Genomic DNA, 26,990 nt, shown 5'->3' with positions numbered 1-26,990 from the left:
AATCAAAAAATGACAACAAATCATGAGGCCACCATGCTTAAACAAGCGGTCATTCCGTTTTTATTAGGTGCCAGCTTGCTAGCTAGCGCACCGTTCGCCCAAGCTGCGACTAACCTGGTGTTCTGCTCCGAAGGGAGCCCGGCCGGTTTCGATCCAGGTCAATACACCACCGGAACCGACTTCGACGCCTCTGCCGAAACCATGTTCAACCGCCTGACCCAGTTCGAGCGCGGCGGTACCGCCGTCATTCCTGGCCTGGCGACCAGCTGGGACGTCTCCGATGACGGCCTGACCTACACCTTCCACCTGCGCGAAGGCGTCAAGTTCCACACCACCCCGTATTTCAAGCCGACTCGTGAGTTCAACGCGGACGACGTGCTGTTCACCTTCAATCGCATGATTAACAAGGATGACCCGTTCCGCAAAGCGTACCCGACCGAATTCCCGTACTTCACCGACATGGGGATGGACACCAACATCACCAAGATCGATAAAGTCGACGACAAAACCGTCAAGTTCACCCTGAAAGACGTCGATGCTGCGTTCATCCAGAACATGGCCATGAGCTTCGCCTCGATCCAGTCCGCCGAGTACGCCGCCCAGCTGCTCAAAGAAGGCAAGGCCGCTGACATCAACCAGAAGCCGGTCGGCACTGGTCCGTTCGTGTTCAAGAGCTACCAGAAAGACTCCAACATCCGCTACACCGGGAACAAGGACTACTGGAAGCCGGACGACGTCAAGATCGACAACCTGATCTTCGCCATCACCACCGACCCGTCGGTACGCATCCAGAAGCTGAAGAAAAACGAGTGCCAGGTCACCCTGTTCCCTCGTCCAGCCGACCTGAAAGCGCTGCGCGAAGACAAGACCCTGAAGCTGCCTGACCAGGCTGGTTTCAACCTGGGTTACATCGCCTACAACGTGATGGACAAGGTCAAGGGCAGCAACGAGCCAAACCCGTTGGCCCAACTGAAAGTGCGTCAGGCACTGGACATGGCCGTCAACAAGCAACAGATCATCGACTCCGTGTACCAGGGCGCCGGCCAACTGGCCGTCAACGCCATGCCGCCGACCCAGTGGTCCTACGACACCACCATCAAGGATGCGCCGTACAACCCTGAGAAAGCCAAGGAGCTGCTCAAGGAAGCCGGTGTGAAAGAAGGCACCGAAATCGTTCTGTGGGCGATGCCGGTCCAGCGTCCATACAACCCGAACGCCAAGCTGATGGCAGAAATGCTGCAGTCCGACTGGGCGAAGGTCGGCCTCAAGGTCAAGATCCAGAGCTACGAGTGGGGCGAGTACATCAAGCGCTCCAAAGGTGGCGAGAACCAGGCAATGCTGATTGGCTGGAGCGGTGACAATGGTGATCCCGATAACTGGCTGAACGTGCTGTTCGGCTGCGACTCGCTGGAAGGCAACAACTTCTCCAAGTGGTGCGACAAGAAGTTCGACGACATCGTCAAACAAGCCAAGCGTACTTCGGACCAGGGCAAGCGCACCGAGCTGTACAAACAGGCGCAACACGTCCTCAAAGATGCTGTTCCAATGACACCTATCGCTCACTCGACGGTGTTCCAACCCATGCGCGCCAATGTGCAGGACTTCAAGATCAGCCCGTTTGGCTTGAACTCCTTCTACGGCGTCAGCGTCAGCAAATAAGGTTCGGTAACGGCGACGTTTCTTGACGTCGCCGTTACTTTATCGACCGAGAAAGCAGGAATCCGCCTACCTCCAAATCGTCTGCTGCCTACAGCAGAGCATTAGGACGCGTCGCCTTTTCCTACGAGTCTTTAGGACTCTTCGTATTTACTGCCGGACCCACGGTTCATACCGTCGGGATTCGACCAGTTCATGCGTGGGTCATCGGTTTTGCTGCACGTCATGGCTTGAGACCAATGAGACCTCCCTTTGGAGTCCTCATTGCCAATCACTGAACAAGAGAGAGCGTCATGCGCCATACCTTGGTTTTATCCGCATTGCTGGGCGCGGGCCTGTTGGCCGCCACGTCCATGAGCCAGGCTGCCTCCAATAGCCTGGTGTTCTGTTCCGAAGGCAGCCCCGCCGGCTTCGACACCGCGCAATACACCACCGCGACCGATAACGACGCCGCCGAACCGCTGTACAACCGCCTGGCCGAGTTCGAAAAAGGCTCGACCAATGTCGTACCGGGCCTGGCCACGAGTTGGGATATTTCCGAGGACGGCCTCAAGTACACTTTTCACCTGCGTCCCGGGGTGAAATTTCACACGACCAAGTACTTCACGCCGACCCGCGACTTCAACGCTGACGACGTGCTGTTCACCTTCAATCGCATGCTCGATCCGCAGCAACCGTTCCGTAAGGCCTATCCGACCGAATTCCCCTATTTCAACGGGATGAGCCTGAACAAGAATATCGCCAAGGTCGAAAAGACCGGGCCGCTGACCGTGGTCATGACGCTCAACAGCGTGGATGCCGCGTTCATCCAGAACATCGCCATGAGCTTCGCCGCGATTCTCTCCGCCGAGTACGCCGACAAGCTGCTGGCGGAAGGCAAGCCGAGCGACATCAACCAGAAGCCGATCGGCACCGGGCCGTTCGTGTTCAAGAGCTACCAGAAAGACTCGAACATCCGTTACACCGGCAACAAGCAATACTGGGACCCGAGCCGGGTCAAGCTCGACAATCTGATTTTCGCCATCAACACCGACGCCTCGGTGCGCGTGCAGAAGCTCAAGGCCAACGAGTGCCAGGTCACCCTGCACCCGCGCCCCGCCGACGTGACCGCTCTGAAAAACGACCCCGCGCTGCAGTTGATCGAAAAGCCCGGCTTCAACCTGGGTTACATCGCCTACAACGTTCGGCACAAGCCGTTCGACCAGCTCGAAGTGCGCCAGGCGCTGGACATGGCGGTGAACAAGCAAAGCATTCTCAACGCCGTTTACCAGGGTGCGGGGCAACTGGCGGTCAACGCCATGCCGCCGACCCAATGGTCCTACGACGACAGCATCAAGGACGCCGCCTACAACCCGGAAAAAGCCAAGGAACTGCTCAAGGCTGCCGGCGTCAAGGAAGGCACCGAAATCACCCTGTGGGCCATGCCCGTACAGCGCCCCTACAACCCCAACGCCAAGTTGATGGCCGAAATGCTCCAGGCTGACTGGGCGAAGATCGGCCTCAAGGTCAAGATCGTCAGCTACGAATGGGGCGAGTACATCAAGCGCACCAAGAATGGCGAGCACGATATCAGCCTGATCGGCTGGACCGGCGACAACGGTGACCCGGACAACTGGCTCGGCACGCTGTACAGCTGCGACGCCATTGGCGGCAACAACTACTCCATGTGGTGTGATCCGGCTTACGACAAGCTGATCAAGCAGGCCAAGGTCGTGACCGACCGCGACCAGCGCACCCTGCTCTACAAACAGGCGCAGCAGTACCTCAAGCAGCAGGTACCGATCACGCCGGTCGCCCACTCGACGGTCAACCAGCCGTTGAGCGCCAAAGTCGAAGGGTTCAAGGTCAGCCCCTTCGGTCGCAACGTGTTCTCGGGTGTCGGCATCGAAAAATAAAACCGTGTAGCTGAAAACGCTGGGGGCGCATTGCGCCTCCACGCAAGCGTATTGCCGTCATTCGCCATTCTGGTCAGCAGCAAACGTTTGCGATGTGTGCAAGTGTTCCAAAGCAAATAGCCGGATCACCAAAAAAGACCGGCATTAATAATAGAAAGTAAGGAGCTTCACCCATGAAACTGAGCAGCACTGCGATACTGGCCCTGGCCATCAGCAGCGTAACCGCCACGGCATACGCTGAAACCCAAAGCCAGGCGTATACCCCGGTTACCCTGAATGAAAAAAGCGCCCAGAGCGAAGCAACCGGCTTCCTGGAAGGCCAGTCGATCAGCGGCACGACCCGTAACTGGTACGCCAACGAACAACTGAAACGTGGGGCCAAATTTTCCTACAAGAAAGACGGCGTTTCGACCCCGACTGACCGCCGTATCAACTGGGTTCAAGGCACGATCGTCAAGTACAACTCGGGCTTCACCGAAGGTGCCCTCGGTTTCAGCACTGAAGTCGCGGCCTACAACGCCATCGCCCTGGACCAGGACCGCAAGGACCTGGCGTCCAACAACGGTGGCGCACCGGGCACTCGCCCAGGCGCGGGCAACAACCGTACCCTGACCGAAGAAGGCGGCGACGCCGTTGGCCAGTGGAGCAAGCTGGGCCTGGCCAACGTCAAGGCGCGTATTTCCAACACCACCCTGACTGCCGGTCGCCAGAACTTCAGCAGCCCGATGGTCGACGTCATCGGTAACCGTGCGCTGCCTTCGAGCTTCCAGGGTGTGGCGATCCACAGTGAAGAGCTGAACAACCTGCAATTCGACCTGGCCACCTTCGATCGCAACTCTCCGCGTACCGAAGAAAGCCAGCGCAAGTTCCGCACCGAATACGCCAACGGTATCGTTGAAACCGATCACGTCTACACCGGCGGCATCACCTACACCCCGTTCGCCAGCCTGACCACCAGCCTCTGGGCCACCCAGGCCGAAGACATCTGGAACCAGTACTACTTCGGCGCCACCCACGTACTGGGTGACAGCCAGGTCCTGAGCCTGACCACCGGCCTGAACTACTACAAGACCCAGGAAGAAGGCAAAGCACTGATCGGCGACATCGACAACGACACCTACTCCCTGTCGTTCGGCCTGACCCACCAGGCGCACACCCTGACCTTCTCGTACCAGGAAGTGAACGGTAACGAGTACTTCGACTACCTGCACGAAACCAACGGCATCTACCTGGCCAACTCCCTGCTGTCGGACTTCAACGGCCCGAACGAGAAGTCCTTCCAGATCGCCTACGGCCTGAACATGGCCGAGTACGGCGTACCCGGCCTGAAGTTCAACATCTACCAGGCACGTGGCTGGGGCATCGACGGTACCCACTACACCGGCAACAAGGGCGTGGCGGACAAGGGCTACGACGGTATCCAGTCGCAAGACGGCGAACACCACTACGAATACGGCATCGGTGCAACCTACGCCGTCCAGAGCGGTCCGTTCAAGGCCACCACTATCCGTGGCACCTACACCGCTCACCGCGCCAGTGAAAACCAGGCTGATGGCAGCATCAACGAGTTCCGTCTGGTGACCACGGTTCCGTTCAACATCCTGTAATGCACCCGCCGGACGGCTGATTCAGCGACGAATCAGCCATCCGACTATTGTCCTTAAACCGATTGCAGAGGGTTCTTGATGAAAATGCTTCCCCTACGCGCGGCCATCGCGGCCGCCTTGCTGAGCGTCGCGGTGGGTGTATCGGCCAAGCCGCTGGTGGTCTGTACCGAAAACAGCCCCGAAGGCTTCGACATGGTCCAGTACACGACTGCAGTCACAGCCGATGCGGTGGCCGAAACCATCTTCAATCGCCTGGCGGACTTCAAACCAGGGACCACCGAGGTGATTCCGGCCCTGGCCGAATCCTGGGACATCAGTGAAGACGGCCTGACCTACACCTTCCACTTGCGCAAAGGCGTCAAGTTCCACACCACCGAATACTTCAAGCCGACCCGCGACCTGAATGCCGACGACGTGGTCTGGAGCTTCCAGCGCCAGCTGGACCCGAACCATCCATGGCACAAGCTCTCGAGCGTCGGTTTCCCGTACTTTGAAAGCATGGGCTTCAAAGAGCTGCTCAAGAGCGTCGAGAAGGTCGACGACAACACGGTCAAGTTCACCCTGACCCGCCGCGAAGCGCCGTTCCTGGCCGACATCGCCATGGCGTTCTCCTCGATTTACCCTGCCGAGTACGCCGACCAGCTGCTCAAGGCCAACAAGACCGGCGACCTCAACAGCAAGCCGATCGGCACCGGGCCGTTCGTCTTCCAGCGCTACAACAAGGACGCCCAGGTTCGCTTCAAGGCCAACCCGGACTACTTCCGTGGCAAGCCGCCGGCCGATTCGCTGATCCTGGCCATCGCCACCGACAACAACGTGCGCCTGCAGAAGCTCAAGGCCAACGAATGCCAGGTCGCGCTGTATCCGAAGCCGGATGACATCCCGAGCATCAAGAAAGACTCGAACCTGAAGGTCGAGGAAATGAACGCGATGACCGTCGCCTACATCGCCATCAACACTACGCACAAGTACTTGAGCGATGCGCGCGTGCGCAAGGCCATCGACATCGCGTTCGACAAGGAAGCCGCGGTCAACGCGCTGTTCGGCAAGGGCAATGCCACCGTGGCGGTCAACCCGTACCCGGACACCCTGCTGGGCTACAACCACACGCTGAAAAACCCGACCCGCGACCTGGACAAGGCCCGCGCCCTGCTCAAGGAAGCCGGCGTACCGGAAGGCACCACCTTCACCCTGTTCACCCGCAACGGTGGCGGCGCAACCAACCCGAACCCGATGCTTGCGGCGCAGATGATGCAGGCCGACCTGGCCAAGGTCGGGATCAAGATCGACATCCGCGTAATGGAATGGGGCGAGATGCTCAAGCGCGCGAAAAACGGCGAGCACGACATGGTTTCCGCCGGATGGGCGGGCGATAACGGCGACCCGGATAACTTCCTGACGCCTATGCTCAGTTGCGAGGCCGCGAAGAACGGCGAAAACTACGCTCGCTGGTGCAATGAAAAATTCCAGGCCCTGCTTGACCAGGCCCGTGAAAAAACCGACCCGGCCGAGCGTGCAGCGCTGTACGAACAGGCTCAGGTTATCTTTAACCAGGACCAGCCATGGATCAGCCTCGCACACACTAGAATGTTTACCGCAATGCGCAACAACGTAGAGGGCTACCAGATTAGCCCGCTCACCACCAATAACTTCGCCACCACCCAGGTGAAGTAGATAAGAAACTCCCGGCATTGCCGCACCCTGGCATGCCGGGCACGCCTAACCGGCTGATGAGGTACACCTTACGATGTTTAGTTTTATTGCCCGCCGACTGGGGTTACTGATCCCCACGTTCTTCGGCATCACCTTGCTGACATTCGCGTTGATTCGCATGATCCCTGGCGACCCCGTGGAAGTCATGATGGGCGAACGCAGAGTCGACCCGGAAATGCACGCTCAGGCAATGGAACGCCTAGGTCTGAACAAACCCCTGTATGCCCAGTACCTGGATTACATCGGCAAACTGGCCCACGGCGATCTCGGGGAATCCCTGCGTACCCGTGAAAGCGTCTGGAACGAGTTCACCTCCCTCTTCCCTGCGACCCTGGAACTGTCCATGGCCGCCCTGCTGTTCGCCGGCATCCTGGGCCTGCTGGCCGGGGTGATCGCGGCCCTCAAGCGAGGGTCCCTGTTCGACCATGGGGTGATGGGCATCTCCCTGGCGGGATACTCGATGCCGATCTTCTGGTGGGGCCTGATCCTGATCATGTTCTTCTCGGTGTCCCTGGGCTGGACCCCGGTGTCGGGGCGGATCGACCTGCTCTATGACATCGAGCCGCGCACCGGTTTCATGCTGATCGATACACTGCTGGCCGATGACGTCGGCGCGTTCTTCGATGCCCTGCATCACCTGATCCTGCCGGCCATCGTGCTGGGCACCATCCCGCTGGCGGTGATCGCGCGCATGACCCGTTCGTCGATGCTAGAAGTGCTGCGTGAAGACTACATCCGTACCGCCCGCGCCAAAGGCCTGTCGCCCTCGCGCGTGGTGTTCGTGCATGGCCTGCGCAACGCGCTGATTCCGGTGCTGACCGTGGTGGGCCTGCAAGTCGGCACCCTGCTAGCCGGTGCGGTCCTGACCGAGACCATCTTCTCCTGGCCGGGCATCGGCAAATGGCTGATCGAAGCCATTGGCGCCCGTGACTACCCCGTCGTACAAAACGGCATCCTGTTAATCGCCTGCCTGGTGATTCTGGTCAACTTCGTAGTGGACATCCTCTACGGCTTTGCCAACCCACGCATCCGTCATCAGCGCTGAGGTCAATACCATGAGCACTCCAACATCCTCAGTAGCCACCACCACGTCCGCCGTGGATCAAAGCCTGCTGTATCCGTCGCCGTATAAAGAATTCTGGCAAGCGTTCTCCAGGAACAAAGGTGCCGTTGCCGGCCTGATGTTCATGCTGCTGGTGATTTTCTGCGCCATCTTCGCCCCGTGGGTTGCCCCCCATGACCCGAGCGAGCAGTACCGCGACTTCCTGCTCACCCCGCCAGCCTGGCTGGAAGGCGGGCAGATCCAGTTCCTGCTGGGTACCGATGAACTGGGTCGCGACCTGCTGTCGCGCCTGATCCAGGGCTCGCGCCTGTCGCTGCTGATCGGCTTGTCGTCGGTGGTGATGTCGCTGATCCCGGGGATCCTGCTGGGCCTGCTCGCCGGTTTCTTCCCGAAAGCCGTCGGCCCGACCATCATGCGCCTGATGGACATCATGCTGGCCCTGCCGTCCCTGCTGCTGGCCGTGGCGATCGTCGCCATCCTCGGCCCTGGCCTGATCAACACCGTGATCGCCATCGCCGTGGTGTCCCTGCCGTCCTACGTGCGCCTGACCCGCGCCGCGGTGATGGGTGAACTGAATCGCGACTACGTGACCGCCGCGCGCCTGGCCGGTGCCGGCCTGCCACGCCTGATGTTCGTCACCGTGCTGCCCAACTGCATGGCGCCGCTGATTGTCCAGGCCACCCTGAGCTTTTCCTCGGCGATTCTCGATGCCGCCGCACTGGGCTTCCTCGGCCTTGGCGTTCAGCCGCCAACCCCTGAGTGGGGCACCATGCTGGCGTCGGCTCGCGACTACATCGAACGCGCCTGGTGGGTAGTCAGTCTGCCTGGTTTGACCATTTTGCTCAGCGTGCTGGCAATCAACTTGATGGGTGACGGCCTGCGCGACGCGCTGGACCCGAAACTCAAGAACGCCGCCTGAGGAGATTCCAATGTCACTGTTAGAAATCAAGAATCTCAACGTTCGCTTCGGCGACAAGAACGCCACGCCCGTGGTCGATGGCCTCGACCTGAAAGTGGACAAGGGCGAAGTGCTGGCCATCGTTGGCGAGTCGGGTTCGGGTAAATCCGTGACCATGATGGCGCTGATGGGCCTGATCGAGCATCCCGGCATCGTCACCGCCGACTCGCTCAGCTTCGACGGCAAGGACATGCTCAAGCTCAGCAACCGTCAGCGTCGGCAGATCGTCGGCAAGGACCTGTCGATGGTCTTCCAGGACCCGATGACCGCGCTGAACCCGAGCTACACCGTCGGTTTCCAGATCGAAGAAGTGCTGCGCCTGCACCTGAAAATGTCCGGCAAGGCCGCCCGCAAGCGCGCCATCGAGTTGCTGGAAAAAGTGGAAATCCCGGGCGCGGCCAGCCGCATGGACGCCTACCCGCACCAACTGTCCGGTGGCATGAGCCAGCGCGTCGCGATCGCCATGGCGATTGCCGGCGAGCCGAAACTGCTGATCGCCGACGAACCGACCACCGCGCTGGACGTAACGATCCAGGCGCAGATCATGGACCTGCTGCTGGCGTTGCAGAAAGAGCAGAACATGGGCCTGGTGCTGATCACCCACGACCTCGCGGTCGTCGCCGAAACCGCCCAGCGCGTGTGCGTGATGTACGCCGGCCAAGCCGTCGAAGTCGGCCAGGTGCCGCAGCTGTTCGACATCCCGGCGCACCCGTACAGCGAAGCGTTGCTCAAGGCGATTCCGGAACACAGCCTGGGCGCCTCGCGCCTGTCGACCCTGCCGGGCATCGTTCCCGGTCGCTACGACCGTCCGCAGGGCTGCCTGCTGTCGCCGCGCTGCCCGTACGTGCAGGACAACTGTCGCGTGCAGCGTCCGGCCCTTGACCCGAAAAGCAACAGCCTCGCCCGCTGCTTCTACCCGCTGAACCAGGAGGTGGCGTAATGGCCGTCGTACTTACCGCCCGCGACCTGACCCGTCACTACGAAGTGTCCCGTGGCCTGTTCAAGGGTCACGCTACCGTACGCGCCCTCAACGGGGTGTCGTTCGAACTGGAAGCCGGCAAGACCCTCGCCGTGGTGGGTGAGTCGGGCTGTGGCAAGTCCACCCTGGCCCGTGCCCTGACCCTGATCGAGGAGCCGTCCTCCGGCTCCCTGAAAATCGCCGGCCAGGAAGTCGCCGGTGCCGACAAGGCCCAGCGCAAGCAACTGCGTAAAGACGTGCAGATGGTGTTCCAGAGCCCATACGCCTCGTTGAACCCACGGCAGAAAATCGGTGATCAGCTGGCAGAGCCCTTGCTGATCAACACCAACCTGTCGGCCACCGAACGTCGCGAGAAAGTCCAGGCGATGATGAAGCAGGTGGGCTTGCGTCCCGAGCACTACCAGCGCTATCCGCACATGTTCTCCGGCGGTCAGCGTCAGCGGATCGCCCTGGCCCGCGCCATGATGCTTCAACCGAAAGTGCTGGTGGCGGACGAACCGACCTCGGCGCTGGACGTGTCGATCCAGGCGCAGGTGCTCAACCTGTTCATGGACCTGCAGCAAGAGTTCAACACCGCCTACGTGTTCATCTCCCACAACCTGGCGGTGGTGCGTCACGTCGCCGACCACGTGATGGTGATGTACCTCGGCCGCCCGGTGGAAATGGGTCCCAAGGAAGACATCTACACCCGTCCCCTGCACCCGTACACCCAGGCGCTGTTGTCGGCCACGCCGACCATCCACCCGGACCCGGACAAACCGAAAATCAAGATCGTCGGCGAGTTGCCCAACCCGCTGAACCCGCCCGCCGGCTGCGCTTTCCACAAGCGCTGCCCTTACGCTACCGAGCGTTGCAGCACTGAAGAGCCGGCCTTGCGCCTGCTCGACAGTCGCCAGGTGGCTTGCCATTACGCCGAGCAATTCCTCGACGGCGCGGCGTAAATAACGCCTCGGTCACTGAGGCGCTTTAATCAGGCAAACCCCTTCTCTTTCGATTGCCATCAATCGAGGGAGGAGGGGTTTTTCTTTTGTTTGCACAAGTGCACTGTCTTTTCTGACAGTTACGCACGTCCAGCCGTTTTGTTTGAATCCCGTCGGAGAGTCACGCGACACAAGGCGTAGACCCGGAAACATTCAAACGACAGGGACAGGTGCAAGCATCATGGAAATTCAAACAACAATCGAAAACGCTGGTCAGCTAGACCCGGGATTTGGTGATTTTGGCCAGATCCGCCCCGACTTTCTGGCCGGCTCGGTCAGGGCCGTCGTGTTATCGGCTGAAGGTGCCCTGACCTACGCTACCCAGCAGGGAAAGGGTTTCACTCTGTACCGAACCGATTTTGACGGTATCAAGGACACGAACTTTGGTCATGACGGCAACACCGGTGAGTGGCAGTTTGTCAGCGGTAAACAGGCAACGCCGGTGCGCTTGCTACTGCAGGACGATCGCAGGATCCTGGTGATCGGCGAGACCCGGGAACCCGACGGTATCCGCCGGGCAGCACTGAGACGCTTTAATGCCAACGGCAGCCCTGACCTGGTCTTTGGCAGTGTCGTTGTTCCTGTGGCACAGCATGATTATTCCCAAGTGGAGTTGATCGACGGTTGTCTGCAGGGTGATGGAAAAGTGCTTGTGTCGTTCACCTATTACATCAGTGAATCCCAAGGGTCACTGCTGGCTCGCCTGCACAGTAATGGTGAACTCGATACCGGTTTCGGTGTTAGGGGTTTTATCGAGATCGAAAACGGGGATGACTTCATCCGTGTTAACAGCGTTGTGATTCAAGGCGGAAAAATAGTTGTTGGCGGGACCACCCTATCCGGTCAGCTCGTTCTTGCACGTTATGATCTGCAAGGGAAGATCGATAGCCAATTTGGTGTCGATGGCTTTGCTTTCTTCGCAATATCGGATGGCTCACTCAGAATGCGTCAACTCATCGCACAGGCTGATGGCAAGCTGGTGTGTGCTGGCGGTCTGATGGATACCATCGGCATGGTGATGAGATTTACCGCAGACGGTCACCCCGACAAGGAGTGGAATGGCGGGCGTCCGGTATTGACCGACACCGGTCCTGAAACATTCTGGAGATCCTTGGCCCAGCAGCCGGATGGCAAGATTGTCGTGGTCGGTCACAATCGGGCACTGCATATCATCGCTGGCAGGTTGTTGCACAATGGAGAGCATGACACCCGATTCGGCAGGTCCGGGTCAGGGTGGGTTTCCTTTGGTCCTTCAGGGGGACTGGCGTGGGACGTGAAGGTGCAGGGCGCCGCTCGCATTATCATTGGCGCCGAGGCATTCATCGACTTCGGGCATCACGGGCCGGTGGTCTACGGGCTTCAAACCTGAGCCCAGAACTCCTGTAGGAGCGAGCTTGCTCGCGATGCACTCAAATACGCCGCATTCTTTCTGAAAGCACGTGTCATCGTTGACGTCCATCGCGAGCAAGCTCGCTCCTACAGGGGGGTTGTTTTGTCTGCCATTTACGTCTGGCTATCGCCTTCGTCCGAATCGTCGGAGTCCGGTTCATCGGTGGTCGAGTCATCATCGTTGTCGGCACCACCCTGCCCCTTGTCGCCCGGTTCCGATTCGGACTTGGCGATCATCAGCTCACCGTGGGTCCCCTGCCCGCTCGACGCCTGGGTTTCATGATCCTCGCACTCGGCCCAGACCGCCGAACTGCCGAAAGCCAGCATCACCAATACCTTCAACAGCAACACAATGCGTAGCAACCTGTTCATAGCCGAGTCCATCCTTTCGTAGAGTGCCTGTCTGGCGCTGATTAAATCTAGTCGCGATCAGCCCCGTTCTCCAGATAGGACGCTAACGGATGGGCGGAAATGCCGTGAATGTAGAGACTGGTTTTGAATAAGGGTTATACCCAAACTCAATAACAACACTGTCCAGTGTGGGAGCGGGCTTGCTCGCGAAGAGTCCATCACACCCAATATCAATGTTGACTGACACTCCGCTTTCGCGAGCAAGCCCGCTCCCACATTGAACCGTGTGGTAACAAAAAACCCCGCAGCTTTCGCAACGGGGTTTTGGGTGTTTCAACTTGATGCTTAGTGATGCTCGCGCGTCGCGCGGAATTTCACGTCCGGCCAGCGCTCTTCCATCAGGGCCAGGTTGACCCGGGTAGGCGCGAGGTAGGTCAGGTGACCGCCGCCGTCCAGTGCCAGGTTTTCCACGGCCTTGTTGGAAAATTCCTCAAGCTTCTTCTTGTCGCTGCATTCGATCCAGCGCGCGGAATAAACGGTGATTGGCTCGTAGGAGCACTCGACCTTGTATTCCTCCTTCAGGCGGCTGGCGACCACGTCGAACTGCAGCACACCGACGGCGCCGAGGATGATGTCGTTGCTGCGTTCCGGGAAGAACACCTGGGTCGCGCCTTCTTCGGCCAGCTGTTGCAGGCCCTGGCGCAGTTGCTTGGATTTCAGCGGGTCCTTCAGGCGTACGCGGCGGAACAGTTCCGGCGCGAAGTGCGGGATGCCGGTGAAACCCAGGACTTCGCCTTCGCTGAAGGTGTCGCCGATCTGGATGGTGCCGTGGTTGTGCAGGCCGATGATGTCCCCGGCAAACGCTTCTTCCAGTTGCTCACGCTCGGAGGAGAAGAAGGTCAGTGCATCGCCGATGCGCACGTCCTTGCCGGTGCGCACGTGGCGCATCTTCATGCCTTTTTCGTACTTGCCGGAGCAGATGCGCATGAAGGCGATACGGTCGCGGTGTTTCGGGTCCATGTTCGCCTGGATCTTGAAGATGAAGCCCGAGAACTTCTCTTCCACCGGCTCCACGGTGCGCTCGTTGGCCACCCGGGCCAGTGGGCGCGGAGCCCAGTCAACGACGGCGTCGAGTACGTGGTCGACACCGAAGTTGCCCAGTGCGGTACCGAAGAACACCGGGGTCAGCTGGCCATCGAGGAATTCCTGCTGGTTGAATTCGTGGCAGGCACCCTGCACCAACTCCAGTTGCTCGATGAAACGCTCGTATTCGTCACCCAGGTGCGCGCGGGCTTCATCGGAATCGAGCTTCTCGATGATTTTGGTTTCGGTGCGCTCGTGGCCGTGACCGGCGGTGTAGACGATGATGTAGTCGTCGGCGAGGTGATACACGCCTTTGAAGTCACGGTAGCAGCCGATCGGCCAGGTGATCGGCGCGGCCTTGATCTTGAGGACCGCTTCGATTTCGTCGAGCAGTTCGATCGGGTCGCGGATGTCACGGTCGAGTTTGTTGATGAAGCTGACGATCGGCGTGTCACGCAGACGGCAGACGTCCATCAAGGCGATGGTCCGTGGCTCAACGCCCTTACCGCCGTCGAGGACCATCAAGGCCGAGTCCACTGCCGTCAGGGTGCGGTAGGTATCTTCGGAGAAGTCTTCGTGGCCCGGGGTGTCGAGCAGGTTGATCATGTGCTCGCGATACGGGAACTGCATGACCGACGTGGTAATGGAAATACCCCGTTGTTTTTCCATTTCCATCCAGTCGGAGGTGGCATGGCGGTCGGATTTACGAGATTTCACCGTACCGGCTACCGCAATCGCCTTGCCCATCAGCAAGAGCTTCTCGGTGATGGTGGTCTTACCGGCATCGGGGTGGGAAATAATGGCGAAAGTGCGGCGTTTCGCGACTTCGGCGGCCTGTTTGGTCATGGGAAATCGCCTGGCAGGTGATTCAAAAAAGGGCGCAGATTATAGCCCAAGTTGAGTCAATAACCGAACCGTTGAGCACATCAGGGGTGGCCAAATGCTGCCGTAGATGGGAACCTTTTAAAGCACGGAGACGTCCACTCCCCCGTAACGACCACTCGTCGGGGGCCTGAAACACCCGCATTTCAGCCTGACGAGGCTGTGCTCATGGCTCGATAGCCGTGCGCTAGCCCTCTGTAGGAGCGAGCTTGCTCGCGAAAAACGTCCAGACAACGCGTACATTCAGGTACCCAGCGTTATCGTTGACGCCCATCGCGAGCAAGCTCGCTCCTACAGTGGAAAGCGCTCGGCATGAGCTGCATCTCGCGATCACTTTTTCGGCAGCCAGGAATGGCGTTGCCACACGGGGAAGTGTTCGCCGACTGAAAAAAAGGAGTCCGCCTGTGGCTATTCGCTATGGCAAAGGGCTGATAGGAGGCGCGCTGGTAATCGCCCTTCTGGCCCTGCTGATCCACTGGATCGGCATCAACACGATCGAACACTACCGCGACGATTTGTTGTTTTACCTGCAAGCTCATCTGATTCTCGTCCTCGCTTCCATGCTGGCCGCCCTCGTTGTGGGCATCCCCGCCGGCATCTTCCTCAGCCGCCCGAGCATGGTGGGTCGCGCCGAGCGCTTCATGCAGCTCTTCAACATCGGCAACACCGTGCCGCCTCTCGCCGTACTGGCCATCGCCCTGGGCATCCTCGGCATCGGCAGCGGCCCCGCGATCTTCGCCCTGTTCCTCGCTTCACTGTTGCCCATCGTGCGCAACACCTACGAAGGCCTGAAAAACGTCCAGGGTTCGCTCAAGGAAGCCGCCGTCGGCATCGGCATGACCCCGTCTCAAGTGCTGTGGCGGGTCGAACTGCCGAATGCCGTGCCGATCATCATCGGTGGCGTGCGCGTGGCCCTGGCGATCAACGTGGGTACCGCGCCACTGGCGTTCCTGATCGGCGCGAACAGCCTGGGCAGCCTGATCTTCCCCGGCATCGCCCTGAACAACCAGCCGCAACTGCTGCTGGGCGCGGCCTGCACCGCCCTGCTGGCGTTGCTGCTCGATGGCCTGGTGACAATCGCCAGCCGTCTCTGGCTCGAACGCGGTTTGCGCCCGTCTTAAGCCTCGGCAAAGGAATCATCATGAAGACTTCAAGCTTTTTACTGGGCTGCGTCCTGCTGTTCGCAGGATTTGCCCAAGCCGCGGAAAAACCGTTGATCCGCATCGGCGCCCGGGTGTTCACCGAACAGACGCTGCTGGCGGAGATCACCTCCCAGTACCTGCGCACCAAGGGTTATGACGTGCAGGTGACCGGCGGCCTGGGCAGCAATCTGGCCCGCAGCGCCCACGAAAGCGGACAGCTGGACATGCTCTGGGAATACACCGGCGTGTCGCTGGTGGCCTACAACCATGTGACGGAAAAACTCGACAGCGAACAGTCCTACGCCCGGGTGAAAGAACTCGACGGGAAAAAAGGCCTGGTCTGGCTGACCCCGTCGAAATTCAGCAACACCTATGCCCTCGCCCTGCCGAAAAACGTCGCGGATAAATACCCGCAGATCCACAGCATCAGCGATCTGAACAAGGTGCTGCGCGATGAAGCCAGGACCAACAATCTGGTGGCGCTGGACACCGAGTTCGCCAACCGTTCCGACGGTCTGGACGGCATGGTCAAGCTGTACGACATGAGCCTGACCCGCAAGAACATCCGCCAGATGGACGCCGGCCTGGTCTACACCGCCCTGCGCAACGGTCAAGTATTCGCCGGTCTGGTCTACACCACCGACGGTCGCTTGAACGCCTTCAAGCTCAAGCTGCTGGAAGACGACAAGCACTACTTCCCCGACTACACCGCCGCGCCCGTGGTGCGCCAGGCCTACCTCGATGCGCATCCGCAATTGGCCGAACAGCTCAAGCCGCTGGCTGAACTGTTCGACGACAACACCATGCGCGAGCTTAATGCGCGGGTCGATGTCGATCACCAAAGCCCTTCGTCCGTTGCCGCAGATTTCCTGCGCCAGCATCCAATCAAATAAGGAGGAAAAGCCATGGAATTTCTCAACGCCTTTTCCCACCTCGACTGGGCACAGGTACTGCACCTGACCGGGCAACACATCACCCTGGTGGGCATCGCCGTGACCCTGGCGATCGTGGTCGGTGTGCCGCTGGGCGTGTTGATGACGCGTTTCCCGACGCTCGCCGGCCCGCTCCAGGCCAGCGCCACGGTGCTGCTGACGGTGCCGTCGATTGCCCTGTTCGGCCTGCTGCTGCCGTTCTACTCCAAGTTCGGCCAAGGCCTGGGCCCGATGCCGGCCATCACCGCGGTGTTCCTATACTCGCTGCTGCCGATCATGCGTAACACCTACCTGGCCCTGACCAACGTCGAACCGGGCATCCGCGAAGCCGCGCGCGGCATCGGCATGACCTTCGGCCAGCGCCTGCGCATGGTCGAACTGCCGATTGCCGTGCCAGTGATCCTCGCCGGTGTGCGCACCGCCGTGGTCATGAACATCGGTGTCATGACCATCGCCGCGACCATCGGCGCCGGTGGCCTCGGCGTACTCATCCTCGCTTCCATCAGCCGCAGCGACATGTCGATGCTGATCGTCGGCGCCGTGCTGGTCAGCCTCCTGGCCATCTTCGCCGACCTGCTTCTGCAATGGCTGCAACGCTCGCTGACTCCAAAAGGACTGCTCAAATGATTGAACTTCAAAACCTCAGCAAGACCTTCCAAAGCAACGGCAAAGACGTGAAAGCCGTGGACTCGGTGAGCCTGACCGTCAATGAAGGCGAAATCTGCGTATTCCTCGGGCCTTCGGGCTGCGGCAAGAGCACCACGCTGAAGATGATCAACCGCCTGATCAAACCGACCTCGGGCAAGATCCTGATCAATGGTGAAGACACCACCGGCCTCGACGAAGTGACCCTGCGCCGTAACATCGGTTATGTGATCCAGCAGATCGGCCTGTTCCCCAACATGACCATCGAAGAAAACATCGTCGTGGTGCCCAAGCTGCTTGGCTGGGACAAACAGAAATGCCACGACCGCGCCCGCGAGTTGATGAGCATGATCAAGCTGGAACCCAAGCAGTACCTGCATCGCTACCCTCGGGAACTGTCCGGTGGCCAGCAACAGCGGATCGGCGTGATTCGCGCACTGGCCGCCGATGCACCGCTGTTGCTGATGGACGAACCGTTCGGCGCGGTCGACCCGATCAACCGCGAGATGATCCAGAACGAGTTCTTCGAGATGCAGCGGGCGCTGAACAAGACCGTGATCATGGTCAGCCACGACATCGACGAAGCCATCAAGCTGGGTGACAAGATCGCGATCTTCCGCGCCGGCAAACTGCTGCAGATCGACCATCCGGACACCCTGCTGGCGCACCCGGCGGACGATTTCGTCAGCAATTTCGTCGGCCAGGACAGCACCCTCAAGCGTCTGTTGCTGGTGAAAGCCGAAGATGCGGCGGACAACGCGCCGTCGGTAAGCCCGGAAACGCCGGTGGCCGATGCGCTGGAATTGATGGACGAGCATGACCGTCGCTACGTGGTGGTCACCTGTGCCGAGAACAAGGCGCTGGGTTATGTGCGTCGTCGCGACCTGCACCGTCAGAGCGGCACTTGCGGGCAGTATCTGCGTGAGTTCAACGCCACGGCGGCGTATGACGAGCATTTGCGCATCCTGTTGTCGCGCATGTATGAGTTCAATCGCTCGTGGTTGCCGGTGATGGATGCCGAGCGGGTGTTTTTGGGTGAGGTGACTCAGGAGTCGATTGCCGAGTACTTGAGCTCTGGCAAGTCCCGTGGGGGCAAGACCAGTATTGTTTCGCCAGCAGAAACTGCTGTCGCCTGATCTGACGCCTTCGTCGGAACGCCGCCCGGACCAAGCCCGCTCCCACATTTCGCCCGCACTCCGATGAGTGAACGCGGTTGAGTGTGGGAGCGGGCTTGCTCGCGAATGGCACACCACAAATCCCCCTGAAACACCTCAAATCTCCCTGCAACGGGAACATCACACCGTCACATAGGTCCTTTACACCAGTAGCTGTCGGGGACCGCACGACGGATGCGTGTAAAAACGCGACATTTTTTGTTGATCTCAAGCCCCTCACGCCCTAAAGTTCGCGCCGAACGTCCATGCTGGAAACGATCCATCCGGCTCAAGTACTGACGACGAGACAGCAAGGCCAAGGGAAAGCAGCGCTTCCCCATGGCCTTTTTGCTTTCGGCGACATGCCTTGGGAAGTAGGCGAACCAAAGTGGGGATACGGAGGACGTTCATTTGCACCCATTGATAATTTCAGTTTGCCAGTAGGAGTTCCCAGCATGTCGATCCAGGTCGAAGATTATTTCGCGCGCGAAACCTTTCAGAAAATGAAGGCGTTCGCCGACAAGCAAGAAACCCCGTTCGTGGTGATCGACACCGCGATGATCAGCCAGGCCTACGATGACCTGCGCGCCGGTTTCGAATTCGCCAAGGTCTACTACGCGGTCAAGGCCAACCCGGCCGTGGAAATCATCGACCTGCTCAAAGAGAAAGGCTCGAGCTTCGACATCGCCTCGATCTACGAGCTGGACAAAGTGCTGAGCCGCGGCGTCAGCGCCGACCAGATCAGCTACGGCAACACCATCAAGAAATCCAAGGACATCCGCTACTTCTACGAGAAGGGCGTGCGCCTGTATGCCACCGACTCCGAAGCCGACCTGCGCAACATCGCCAAGGCCGCACCGGGCTCGAAAGTCTACGTACGTATCCTGACCGAAGGCTCGACCACCGCCGACTGGCCTTTGTCGCGCAAATTCGGCTGCCAGACCGACATGGCCATGGACCTGCTGATCCTCGCCCGTGACCTGGGCCTGGTGCCGTACGGCATCTCCTTCCACGTGGGCTCGCAGCAGCGCGACATCAGCGTCTGGGACGCCGCGATCGCCAAGGTCAAGGTGATCTTCGAGCGCCTGAAGGAAGAAGACGGCATCGTCCTGAAGCTGATCAACATGGGCGGTGGCTTCCCGGCCAACTACATCACCCGCACCAACAGCCTGGAAACCTACGCTGAAGAAATCATTCGCTTCCTCAAGGAAGACTTCGGCGACGACCTGCCGGAAATCATCCTGGAGCCGGGCCGTTCGCTGATCGCCAACGCCGGCATCCTGGTCAGCGAAGTGGTGCTGGTCGCGCGTAAATCCCGTACCGCCGTCGAGCGTTGGGTGTACACGGACGTGGGCAAGTTCTCCGGCCTGATCGAAACCATGGACGAAGCCATCAAGTTCCCGATCTGGACCGAAAAGAAAGGCGAGATGGAAGAAGTCGTCATCGCCGGTCCTACCTGCGACAGCGCCGACATCATGTACGAGAACTACAAGTACGGCCTGCCGCTGAACCTGGCCATCGGTGATCGCCTGTACTGGCTGTCGACCGGTGCGTACACCACCAGCTACAGCGCCGTCGAGTTCAATGGCTTCCCGCCGCTGAAGTCGTTCTACGTGTAAGTACCGCTCGCAGAAATCAAAAAGCCCATGACGTGTCATGGGCTTTTTTGTGGGTGATTACAAAATATCGACCCACCACAACCCTGTAGGAGCCGGCTTGCTGGCGATCCAGGCACCGCGGTTAACCAGATATACCGCGTGACCGTTAATCGCCAGCAAGCCGGCTCCTACAGGACCGAGGCGAGTTCGGTGCAGCGGCGGCGGTAATCGTTCGCCAGCATCTGGATGCGCGGATCCGTGGCGCTCATCAGCGCCCCGCTCGCCACCCGCAGAAAATTCAGATTCCCGGTGATCAGCGCCTTACGTAGCCAAACCAGCGCTTGATCGACATTCCCTTCATCAGCCAACACCGCCGCAAAGCTGAACTGCCCGCGAAAATCCCCACCCTCGGCCGAACGCCGATACCAGTCACGGGCCGCCGCCGGGTCCGCAGGGCACACCTGCCCTTCTTCCAGATATCGCCCCAGCAGATTCATCGACTTCGCGTGGCCCAGCTCAGCCGCGCGGCGATAGAGGTTGAGCGCCTGCAGTTGATCCTCAACCACCCCACGCCCGGTCGCCAGCAGATTGGCGTAGTTGTACATCGCCCAATCCAGCCCGGCTTCTGCAGCCTGGCGATAGTGTACGGCGGCAACAGCGGCATCCGCCTCGCAGCCCCAACCATGCTCATGACAACGCCCGAGCATGTTACGCGCCATCAGATGTCCACGCCGGGCGGCGATGTCAAACCAGCGCACGGCCAGCGGCTGATCCTGGGCGATCCCCTGCCCGTCCAGCAGAATCTGCCCGAGCAACGCCTGGGCATCGAGGAGGTTTTCGCGGGCAGCCATCAAAATGGCTTGGGCAGCACGGGCCGGGCTTTCATCAAGCATGGATTTGAGCGCATCGCCGTCGAAGACTTCCTCGCGACGCAATTGAAAACTCATACCTCGACCCAGCGACGCAACAGGTTGTGATAGGTACCGGTCAGGCGAATCAGCGAAGGGTGATCCGGCACGTCCTCGGTCAACTGCCGGATCGCCCCGTCCATCTCGAATAACAGGGCACGCTGGCTGTCTTCGCGCACCAGGCTCTGGGTCCAGAAGAACGAGGCGTAACGTGTACCTCGGGTAACCGCATTGACCTTGTGCAGGCTGGTGCCCGGGTACAACACCATGTCCCCAGCCGGCAACTTCACGCGCTGGGTGCCGTAGGTGTCCTGGATTTCCAGTTCGCCGCCGTCGTAGTCCTCGGGCTCGCTGAAGAACAGCGTGGCGGAAAGGTCGGTGCGCACCCGTTCGATACTGCCCTTGGGCTGGCGCACGGCGTTGTCGATGTGGAAGTCGAAACTGCCGCCGGCCGTGTAACAGTTCAGCAACGGAGGAAACACCTTGTGCGGCAATGCCGCCGACATGAACTGCGGATTCTTCCACAGCCGCTCCAGCATGGCCGCGCCGATTTCCTTGGCCAGCGGATGACCTTCCGGCAGCTGCAGGTTGTGCTTGGCCTTGGCCGATTGATAGCCGGCGGTGATCTTGCCATCGGCCCAATCAGCCTGTTGCAAGGCCTCGCGAATGCGCTGCACTTCTTCTTTTTCGAACAAGCCGGGAATGTGCAGCAGCATGGGGCAAGCACCTGAAAGCAAAAGGGTGCCAATGGTATTGATTCTTATTGCCTGTGTAAAACCCGCCAGACGAATGAAACAGCAAAAACCGTAAGGTTAAATTGTAAAGAATGTAAATTCAGTGCGAATAGTAATGTTTCGCAATTGATACGAATACGTGTTTACCCTATATTCCGCCGCCTCAAATCCTTGGGGAGGGGAATAAAAAATGTCACGTCAGCACCCACAACTACCGGTCAGTTCACCGCGTCTGCTCACTTGCGCCATTGGCGTGGCAATCACGGCCGGCTCTGCGGGCCACATGGCTTTCGCCGCTGAAAAAACCGACGAGAAAGCGCCGAGCAACACCATTTCCCTTGGCGCTACCGCGATCACCGGCGAAGCCCAGGACGAGACCTCCTACAACGTCGAGAAAGCCTCCTCGCCCAAGTACACCGCGCCGCTGGTAGACACTCCGCGCTCGATCACCGTCATCCCGCAGCAGGTCCTCAAGGACACCGGCGCCCTGAACATGCAGGACGCACTGCGCACCGTTCCAGGCATCACCTTCGGTGCCGGCGAAGGCGGCAACCCACAGGGCGACCGTCCTTTCATCCGTGGCTTCGATGCCCAGGGCGACACCTACCTGGACGGCGTGCGCGATACCGGTTCGCAGAGCCGCGAAATCTTCGCCGTTGAATCGATCGAAGTGAGCAAGGGCCCGAACTCGGCCATTGGCGGTCGCGGCGCAGCCGGCGGCAGCATCAACCTGGTGAGCAAGAAAGCGCACCTGGGCGACTCGTTCGACGGTGGCTTCACCTGGGGTTCGGACCAGACCCAGCGCTACACCATGGACGGCAACTACCAGTTCTCCGACACCGCTGCCGGTCGTCTGAACCTGATGAGCCACGAAAGCAACGTCGCCGGCCGTGAAAGCGTCGACTACGATCGCTGGGGCGTCGCGCCATCGCTGGCCTTTGGCCTGGGCACCGACACCCGCGTCAACCTTGACTACTACCACCTGGAAAGCAACGACACGCCGGACTCGGGTATTCCCTACACCATCCCGGCCGGTGGCTCGGCTGCCCGCACCAAGTCCAATCCGGACAAACCTTACGCCGGCGGCGACAGCAGCAACTTCTACGGCCTGACCGATCGTGACTTCCGCAAGGGCCGTACCGACACCGCGACCATCGCCGTCGAGCACGACCTGAACGACGCACTGACCGTCAAGAACACCCTGCGCCACGGCAGCAGCATGCAGGACTACATCCTGACCCAGCCGGACGACAGCAAGGGCAACGTCAACAACGGCACCGTCTGGCGTCGGGCCAACACCCGTGTGAGCAACACCGATACGACGACCAACCAGACCGACCTGTTTGGTGATGTCTACATCGCCGGCTTCAAGAACAGCTTCGCCACCGGTATCGAGTTGAGCCGCGAGGAAAGCAAGAAGTCCTCATACACCGTCAACACCGACACCACGCCGGGGACACCCGCAGCCACCACCACTTGCAACCCGGCAATCATCGGCGCACCAAGTGGCTACAACTGCACCTCGCTGGCGAACCCGAACCCGAACGATCCATGGAACGGTTCGATCAGCCGCAACTACGCCGGCACCGACACCACGGGTAAAACCTACGCGCTTTACGTGTTCGACACCCTGACGTTGTCCGATCAGTGGCTGGTGAACATGGGCCTGCGCTACGACCATTTCGACACCGACTACAAGACCTACAACGCCGCCGGCACCACGACTTCCAAGGGCGATGACGTCAGCGAGTTCGTTACCGGTCAGTTCGGTGTGGTCTACAAACCCGCGGAAAATGGCAGCATCTATGCGTCCTACGCGACGTCCGCGACACCTCCGGGCTCCACGCTTGGCGAAGGTCAGGACGGCAACCCGCTGGGCGGCACTCCGGATCGTAACGGCAACCTGCTGAGCAGCGACATGGAGCCGGAAACCACCAAGAACTACGAAATCGGTACCAAGTGGGATCTGCTGAACGATCGTCTGTCCTTGACCGCGGATATCTTCCGCACCGAGAAAGACAACGCCCGTGTGCAGGTCGATACCACCTCGTACGAAAACGCCGGCAAGACCCGCGTGCAGGGTGTCGAGCTGTCGGCCACCGGCAAGCTCACCGACAAATGGCAAGTCTTCGCCGGTTACGCCTACATGGACAGCGAGCAGGTTGACGGTGGTCCGCTGGGTGCGGCCAACGATGGCAACGAACTGCCTAACACGCCGAAAAACAGCGCCAGCCTGTGGACGACCTACCAGGTCACGCCGAAGCTGACCATCGGTGGCGGTGCGTTCTATGTCGACGACGTGTTCGGCAGCGTGGCCAACACCACCATGGTCAACGACTATGTGCGTTACGACGCGATGGCCGCCTACAAGCTGACCAAGAACATCGACCTGCAACTGAACGTGCAGAACCTGACCGACGTCACCTACTACGACAAGGCGTTCTCCACCCACTTCGCCAACCAGGCGGCGGGCCGGACTGCGTTGCTGAGCACCAACTTCCACTTCTGATGACTCAAACCTGTAGGCGCTGCCTTTTAAAAGATCGCAGCCTCGTTGCACTCGACAGCTCCTACAGGCAATGCGTACTCACCTGTAGGAGCTGCCGCAGGCTGCGATCTTTTGATTTTGTTTTTCAAGATCAAAGGATCGCAGCCTTCGGCAGCTCACAGGGGGCCAGCCCCGTTCATCCAGGTGAACGGGGCTTTTGTGTGCAAAGGGAATGTTTCTCGACAACCCACGGCATAATGCGCGCCGTGATGATTACTTTTGAACGAACAAGGCGAGCGACGTGTTGAAGAAAACCCTGTTCCAGTTGCACTGGTTTTTTGGCATCACTGCCGGACTGGTCCTGGCCCTGATGGGCATCACCGGTGCGACGGTCTCGTTTCAGGATGAGATCCTGTCCGCGCTGAACCCTTCCGTGTTGCAAGTCCAGAAGCAAGTCGCTGGCGTGCTGCCACCCGCCGATCTGGTGGAAAAGATCGAAGCGACGACGGGCATGAAAGTCGCAATGCTCTCGGTGGGCATCGACAGCGACACTGCCGCCAAAGTGTTCTTCACTCCGCCAGCGGGCGAGCGGCGCGGCCCCATGCGTTACTTCGACCCCTACACCGGTGAACTGCTGGGCGACGCCACCGGCCAGGGCTTCTTCGGCCTGATGCTGCAACTGCACCGCTTCCTTGCCATGGGCGATACCGGTCGGCAGATCACCGGTGCCTGCACCCTGATCCTGGTGTTCTTCTGCCTGTCCGGCCTGTACCTGCGCTGGCCTCGCCAGTGGAAAAGCTGGCGCGCCTGGCTGACCCTCGACTGGAAGAAAAAAGGCCGCAGCTTCAACTGGGACCTGCACTCGATTGCCGGCACCTGGTGCCTGGTGTTTTACCTCCTGGCCGCGTTGACCGGGCTGTCCTGGTCCTACGAGTGGTACAACAAGGGCCTGACCCGATTGCTCTCCGATTCGCCACAGAACGAACGCGTGCGCGGCGGACGCGGCCCTGGGCCAAGCGGTCCGGCGCCGACGGCCGATTATTCGGCGATGTGGAGCAGCATCTACAGCGCCGCCGGTCCCGACCTGAGCTTCTACAACACGCGCATGCCCCCCGTGGCCGGGCAACCGGCGACCGTTTTCTACCTGTTGAAAAACTCGCCCCACGACCGTGCGCTGAACCAGATCAGCCTCGACCCGGTGACCGGCGCGATCAAACACCATGACCGCTACAGCGACAAGAGCGTCAAAGCGCAACTGCTGACCAGCATCTATGCGCTGCACGTAGGCAGCTACTTCGGCATCGTCGGGCGCATCATCCTGACGCTCACGGCCTTGAGCATGCCGCTGTTCTTCATCACCGGCTGGCTGCTGTACCTGGATCGCCGGCGCAAGAAACGCCAGATCAAGGACGCCCGCAAAGGCCTGGCCCAACCCGCCGGCGACACCCCGGCATGGCTGATCGGTTTCGCCAGCCAGAGTGGCTTTGCCGAGCAACTGGCCTGGCAGACCGCCGGCCAGTTGCAGGCTGCTGGCCTGCCAGTCAACGTGCAGCCGTTGGCCACTGTCAGCGAGCAGGATCTGCAGGGCTCAAGCAATGCGCTGTTCGTGGTCAGCACCTTCGGTGACGGCGAAGCGCCGGACAGCGCCCGCGGTTTCGAGCGCAAGGTGCTGGGCCGGGCGTTGAGCCTCGACAGCCTGAACTACGCCGTGCTTGGCCTCGGCGACCGGCAGTATCAACACTTCTGCGGGTTCGCCCACCGCCTGCACAACTGGCTGGGCGAGCACGGCGGCAAGACCTTGTTCGCGCCGGTGGAAGTCGACAGTGGCGACCCCTATGCCTTGCGTCACTGGCAGCAGCAACTCGGCCAGCTGACCGGCCAGGCGCCGATCGACACCTGGCAGGCCCCGCGTTACGACAACTGGACCCTGACCCGTCGCGAGCTGCTCAACCCGGACAGCAGCGGTTCCCCGGTGTACCTGCTTGGCCTGGCCGCCCCCACCACCAGCAGTTGGCTGGCCGGTGACCTGGTGGAAGTGCTGCCACGCAATTGCCCTTGGGCCATCGAACACTTCCTCGACGGCCTGGGGATCGACGGCCGCGCCACGATTGAACTCGATGGCTTGGCGCAAACCCTGGAGCAGGCCCTCGCCGGTCGCCAGCTGCCCGAGAACCGTACGCACCTGGTCGGCTTGCATGCCCAGGCGCTGGTGGATGCGCTGGTGCCGTTGGCGATGCGCGAATACTCCATCGCCTCGATTGCCGCCGATGGTGTCCTGGAGCTGATCGTGCGCCAGGAGCTGCATGCCGATGGCAGCCTTGGCGTCGGTTCCGGCTGGCTGACCGAACACGCCCCCGTGGGCGGCAGCATCAGCCTGCGGGTGCGGCGCAACAGCGGCTTTCACCTGCCCAACGAACCGGTGCCGATGATCCTGCTGGGCAACGGCACCGGCCTCGCCGGCTTGCGCAGCCTGCTCAAGGCGCGCATCGCCGATGGCCAACAGCGTCACTGGCTGTTGTTCGGCGAGCGCAATCGTGAGCACGACTACCTGTGTCGCGATGAGCTGCAAGAGTGGTTGATTGCCGGCGATCTCGAGCGCCTGGACCTGGCGTTTTCCCGGGACCAGGCCGAGAAGATCTACGTGCAGGATCGCCTGCGCGAATCGGCCAATGAGCTGAAGAAATGGCTGGCGGACGGTGCGGTGATCTACATCTGCGGCAGCCTGCAGGGCATGGCCTCAGGCGTCGATCAAGTGCTCAACGATGTACTCGGCGCTGCCGAGGTCGAGCGCCTGATCGAACAGGGCCGCTACCGCCGCGACGTCTACTGACCC

At 60.3% G+C, this 26,990-nt stretch carries 20 protein-coding genes; 16 read left to right on the top strand and 4 right to left on the bottom strand.

What is annotated here, in order from left to right; translation table 11 throughout:
• The first annotated feature begins 33 nt into the window (after nucleotides 1-33).
• From DKB71_RS04525 to DKB71_RS04485, 9 genes are all read left to right on the top strand, one after another.
• Nucleotides 34-1,659, top strand: a complete 1,626-nt coding sequence (locus DKB71_RS04525) for an ABC transporter substrate-binding protein (protein WP_212625801.1) — start codon at nucleotides 34-36, stop codon at nucleotides 1,657-1,659.
• Nucleotides 1,660-1,949: 290 nt separating this feature from the next.
• The gene (locus DKB71_RS04520) at nucleotides 1,950-3,551 is read left to right on the top strand and encodes an ABC transporter substrate-binding protein (RefSeq protein ID WP_408599725.1); all 1,602 of its coding nucleotides are present in this window, start codon (nucleotides 1,950-1,952) and stop codon (nucleotides 3,549-3,551) included.
• Nucleotides 3,552-3,724: 173 nt separating this feature from the next.
• The gene (locus tag DKB71_RS04515; protein WP_274074037.1) at nucleotides 3,725-5,158 is read left to right on the top strand and encodes an OprD family porin; all 1,434 of its coding nucleotides are present in this window, start codon (nucleotides 3,725-3,727) and stop codon (nucleotides 5,156-5,158) included.
• A 78-nt stretch (nucleotides 5,159-5,236) separates the two neighbouring features.
• Nucleotides 5,237-6,832 (top strand): ABC transporter substrate-binding protein, encoded by a 1,596-nt coding sequence (locus tag DKB71_RS04510; RefSeq protein WP_408599724.1) that lies wholly within the window; start codon nucleotides 5,237-5,239, stop codon nucleotides 6,830-6,832.
• Between the two features lie 73 nt (nucleotides 6,833-6,905).
• Nucleotides 6,906-7,916, top strand: a complete 1,011-nt coding sequence (locus DKB71_RS04505) for an ABC transporter permease subunit (RefSeq protein ID WP_274074039.1) — start codon at nucleotides 6,906-6,908, stop codon at nucleotides 7,914-7,916.
• A gap of 10 nt (nucleotides 7,917-7,926) precedes the next feature.
• Entirely contained in the window at nucleotides 7,927-8,853 is a 927-nt protein-coding gene (locus DKB71_RS04500; protein ID WP_408599723.1) for an ABC transporter permease subunit, read from the top strand.
• 10 nt (nucleotides 8,854-8,863) lie between these two features.
• On the top strand, nucleotides 8,864-9,832 hold the full coding sequence (locus DKB71_RS04495; RefSeq protein ID WP_274074041.1) for an ABC transporter ATP-binding protein: 969 nt from the start codon (nucleotides 8,864-8,866) through the stop codon (nucleotides 9,830-9,832).
• Nucleotides 9,832-10,812, top strand: a complete 981-nt coding sequence (locus DKB71_RS04490; protein WP_323605513.1) for a peptide ABC transporter ATP-binding protein — start codon at nucleotides 9,832-9,834, stop codon at nucleotides 10,810-10,812. The genes DKB71_RS04495 and DKB71_RS04490 overlap by 1 nt, the downstream gene beginning before the upstream one ends.
• A gap of 220 nt (nucleotides 10,813-11,032) precedes the next feature.
• Nucleotides 11,033-12,220 (top strand): hypothetical protein, encoded by a 1,188-nt coding sequence (locus DKB71_RS04485; RefSeq protein WP_408599722.1) that lies wholly within the window; start codon nucleotides 11,033-11,035, stop codon nucleotides 12,218-12,220.
• A gap of 134 nt (nucleotides 12,221-12,354) precedes the next feature.
• On the opposite strand, the gene DKB71_RS04480 is transcribed toward DKB71_RS04485, so the two are convergent.
• Together DKB71_RS04480 and DKB71_RS04475 are read right to left on the bottom strand one after the other, a co-directional pair.
• Nucleotides 12,355-12,612, bottom strand: a complete 258-nt coding sequence (locus tag DKB71_RS04480; RefSeq protein WP_408599721.1) for a hypothetical protein — start codon at nucleotides 12,610-12,612, stop codon at nucleotides 12,355-12,357.
• Nucleotides 12,613-12,936: 324 nt separating this feature from the next.
• Nucleotides 12,937-14,520 carry a peptide chain release factor 3 gene (locus DKB71_RS04475; RefSeq protein ID WP_060541686.1) on the bottom strand — a complete coding sequence of 528 codons (1,584 nt, stop codon included), beginning with the start codon at nucleotides 14,518-14,520 and terminating at the stop codon, nucleotides 12,937-12,939.
• A gap of 440 nt (nucleotides 14,521-14,960) precedes the next feature.
• On the opposite strand from DKB71_RS04475, the gene DKB71_RS04470 reads away from it, so the two are divergent.
• The 5 genes from DKB71_RS04470 to DKB71_RS04450 all read left to right on the top strand — a co-directional run bounded on the left by DKB71_RS04470 (nucleotide 14,961) and on the right by DKB71_RS04450 (nucleotide 20,048).
• Complete coding sequence (locus DKB71_RS04470) at nucleotides 14,961-15,677, top strand: ABC transporter permease (protein ID WP_323605508.1); 717 nt, start codon at nucleotides 14,961-14,963, stop codon at nucleotides 15,675-15,677.
• 20 nt (nucleotides 15,678-15,697) lie between these two features.
• Nucleotides 15,698-16,591, top strand: coding sequence for a glycine betaine ABC transporter substrate-binding protein (locus DKB71_RS04465; protein WP_274074046.1), 894 nt, complete (start codon nucleotides 15,698-15,700; stop codon nucleotides 16,589-16,591).
• A 12-nt stretch (nucleotides 16,592-16,603) separates the two neighbouring features.
• The gene (locus tag DKB71_RS04460; protein WP_046820595.1) at nucleotides 16,604-17,257 is read left to right on the top strand and encodes an ABC transporter permease; all 654 of its coding nucleotides are present in this window, start codon (nucleotides 16,604-16,606) and stop codon (nucleotides 17,255-17,257) included.
• Nucleotides 17,254-18,411 (top strand): ABC transporter ATP-binding protein, encoded by a 1,158-nt coding sequence (locus DKB71_RS04455; protein ID WP_323628586.1) that lies wholly within the window; start codon nucleotides 17,254-17,256, stop codon nucleotides 18,409-18,411. The genes DKB71_RS04460 and DKB71_RS04455 overlap by 4 nt, the downstream gene beginning before the upstream one ends.
• Nucleotides 18,412-18,884: 473 nt before the next feature.
• The gene (locus tag DKB71_RS04450; protein ID WP_046820597.1) at nucleotides 18,885-20,048 is read left to right on the top strand and encodes a type III PLP-dependent enzyme; all 1,164 of its coding nucleotides are present in this window, start codon (nucleotides 18,885-18,887) and stop codon (nucleotides 20,046-20,048) included.
• Nucleotides 20,049-20,215: 167 nt separating this feature from the next.
• Here DKB71_RS04450 and DKB71_RS04445 read toward each other — a convergent pair whose 3' ends face one another.
• Nucleotides 20,216-20,974: a tetratricopeptide repeat protein gene (locus DKB71_RS04445; protein ID WP_323605505.1), complete on the bottom strand. Its 759-nt coding sequence runs from the start codon at nucleotides 20,972-20,974 to the stop codon at nucleotides 20,216-20,218.
• Nucleotides 20,971-21,651, bottom strand: coding sequence for a Fe2+-dependent dioxygenase (locus DKB71_RS04440; protein ID WP_046820599.1), 681 nt, complete (start codon nucleotides 21,649-21,651; stop codon nucleotides 20,971-20,973). The genes DKB71_RS04445 and DKB71_RS04440 overlap by 4 nt, the downstream gene beginning before the upstream one ends.
• A gap of 208 nt (nucleotides 21,652-21,859) precedes the next feature.
• On the opposite strand from DKB71_RS04440, the gene DKB71_RS04435 reads away from it, so the two are divergent.
• Both DKB71_RS04435 and DKB71_RS04430 read left to right on the top strand, forming a co-directional pair.
• Nucleotides 21,860-24,178: a TonB-dependent siderophore receptor gene (locus DKB71_RS04435; RefSeq protein WP_323605504.1), complete on the top strand. Its 2,319-nt coding sequence runs from the start codon at nucleotides 21,860-21,862 to the stop codon at nucleotides 24,176-24,178.
• Nucleotides 24,179-24,458: 280 nt separating this feature from the next.
• A complete protein-coding gene (locus DKB71_RS04430; RefSeq protein ID WP_408599720.1) occupies nucleotides 24,459-26,987 on the top strand; it encodes a PepSY domain-containing protein in 2,529 nt (842 codons plus the stop codon).
• Nucleotides 26,988-26,990: the final 3 nt, after the last annotated feature.

The organism is Pseudomonas sp. PLMAX (assembly GCF_046042685.1).
Taxonomy (GTDB): domain Bacteria; phylum Pseudomonadota; class Gammaproteobacteria; order Pseudomonadales; family Pseudomonadaceae; genus Aquipseudomonas; species Aquipseudomonas putida_AE.
Note: the sequence above shows the minus strand (reverse complement) of the source record. Positions and strands in the feature narration are given on the sequence as shown.

Coding starts and splice junctions, on each gene's coding strand:
- DKB71_RS04445 (WP_323605505.1), bottom strand. CDS start 20,974: ATGAGTTTTCAATTGCGTCGCGAGGAAGTCTTCGACGGCGATGCGCTC.
- DKB71_RS04455 (WP_323628586.1), top strand. CDS start 17,254: ATGATTGAACTTCAAAACCTCAGCAAGACCTTCCAAAGCAACGGCAAA.
- DKB71_RS04510 (WP_408599724.1), top strand. CDS start 5,237: ATGAAAATGCTTCCCCTACGCGCGGCCATCGCGGCCGCCTTGCTGAGC.
- DKB71_RS04465 (WP_274074046.1), top strand. CDS start 15,698: ATGAAGACTTCAAGCTTTTTACTGGGCTGCGTCCTGCTGTTCGCAGGA.
- DKB71_RS04520 (WP_408599725.1), top strand. CDS start 1,950: ATGCGCCATACCTTGGTTTTATCCGCATTGCTGGGCGCGGGCCTGTTG.
- DKB71_RS04525 (WP_212625801.1), top strand. CDS start 34: ATGCTTAAACAAGCGGTCATTCCGTTTTTATTAGGTGCCAGCTTGCTA.
- DKB71_RS04515 (WP_274074037.1), top strand. CDS start 3,725: ATGAAACTGAGCAGCACTGCGATACTGGCCCTGGCCATCAGCAGCGTA.
- DKB71_RS04500 (WP_408599723.1), top strand. CDS start 7,927: ATGAGCACTCCAACATCCTCAGTAGCCACCACCACGTCCGCCGTGGAT.
- DKB71_RS04440 (WP_046820599.1), bottom strand. CDS start 21,651: ATGCTGCTGCACATTCCCGGCTTGTTCGAAAAAGAAGAAGTGCAGCGC.
- DKB71_RS04450 (WP_046820597.1), top strand. CDS start 18,885: ATGTCGATCCAGGTCGAAGATTATTTCGCGCGCGAAACCTTTCAGAAA.
- DKB71_RS04490 (WP_323605513.1), top strand. CDS start 9,832: ATGGCCGTCGTACTTACCGCCCGCGACCTGACCCGTCACTACGAAGTG.
- DKB71_RS04495 (WP_274074041.1), top strand. CDS start 8,864: ATGTCACTGTTAGAAATCAAGAATCTCAACGTTCGCTTCGGCGACAAG.
- DKB71_RS04435 (WP_323605504.1), top strand. CDS start 21,860: ATGTCACGTCAGCACCCACAACTACCGGTCAGTTCACCGCGTCTGCTC.
- DKB71_RS04480 (WP_408599721.1), bottom strand. CDS start 12,612: ATGAACAGGTTGCTACGCATTGTGTTGCTGTTGAAGGTATTGGTGATG.
- DKB71_RS04505 (WP_274074039.1), top strand. CDS start 6,906: ATGTTTAGTTTTATTGCCCGCCGACTGGGGTTACTGATCCCCACGTTC.
- DKB71_RS04475 (WP_060541686.1), bottom strand. CDS start 14,520: ATGACCAAACAGGCCGCCGAAGTCGCGAAACGCCGCACTTTCGCCATT.
- DKB71_RS04485 (WP_408599722.1), top strand. CDS start 11,033: ATGGAAATTCAAACAACAATCGAAAACGCTGGTCAGCTAGACCCGGGA.
- DKB71_RS04460 (WP_046820595.1), top strand. CDS start 16,604: ATGGAATTTCTCAACGCCTTTTCCCACCTCGACTGGGCACAGGTACTG.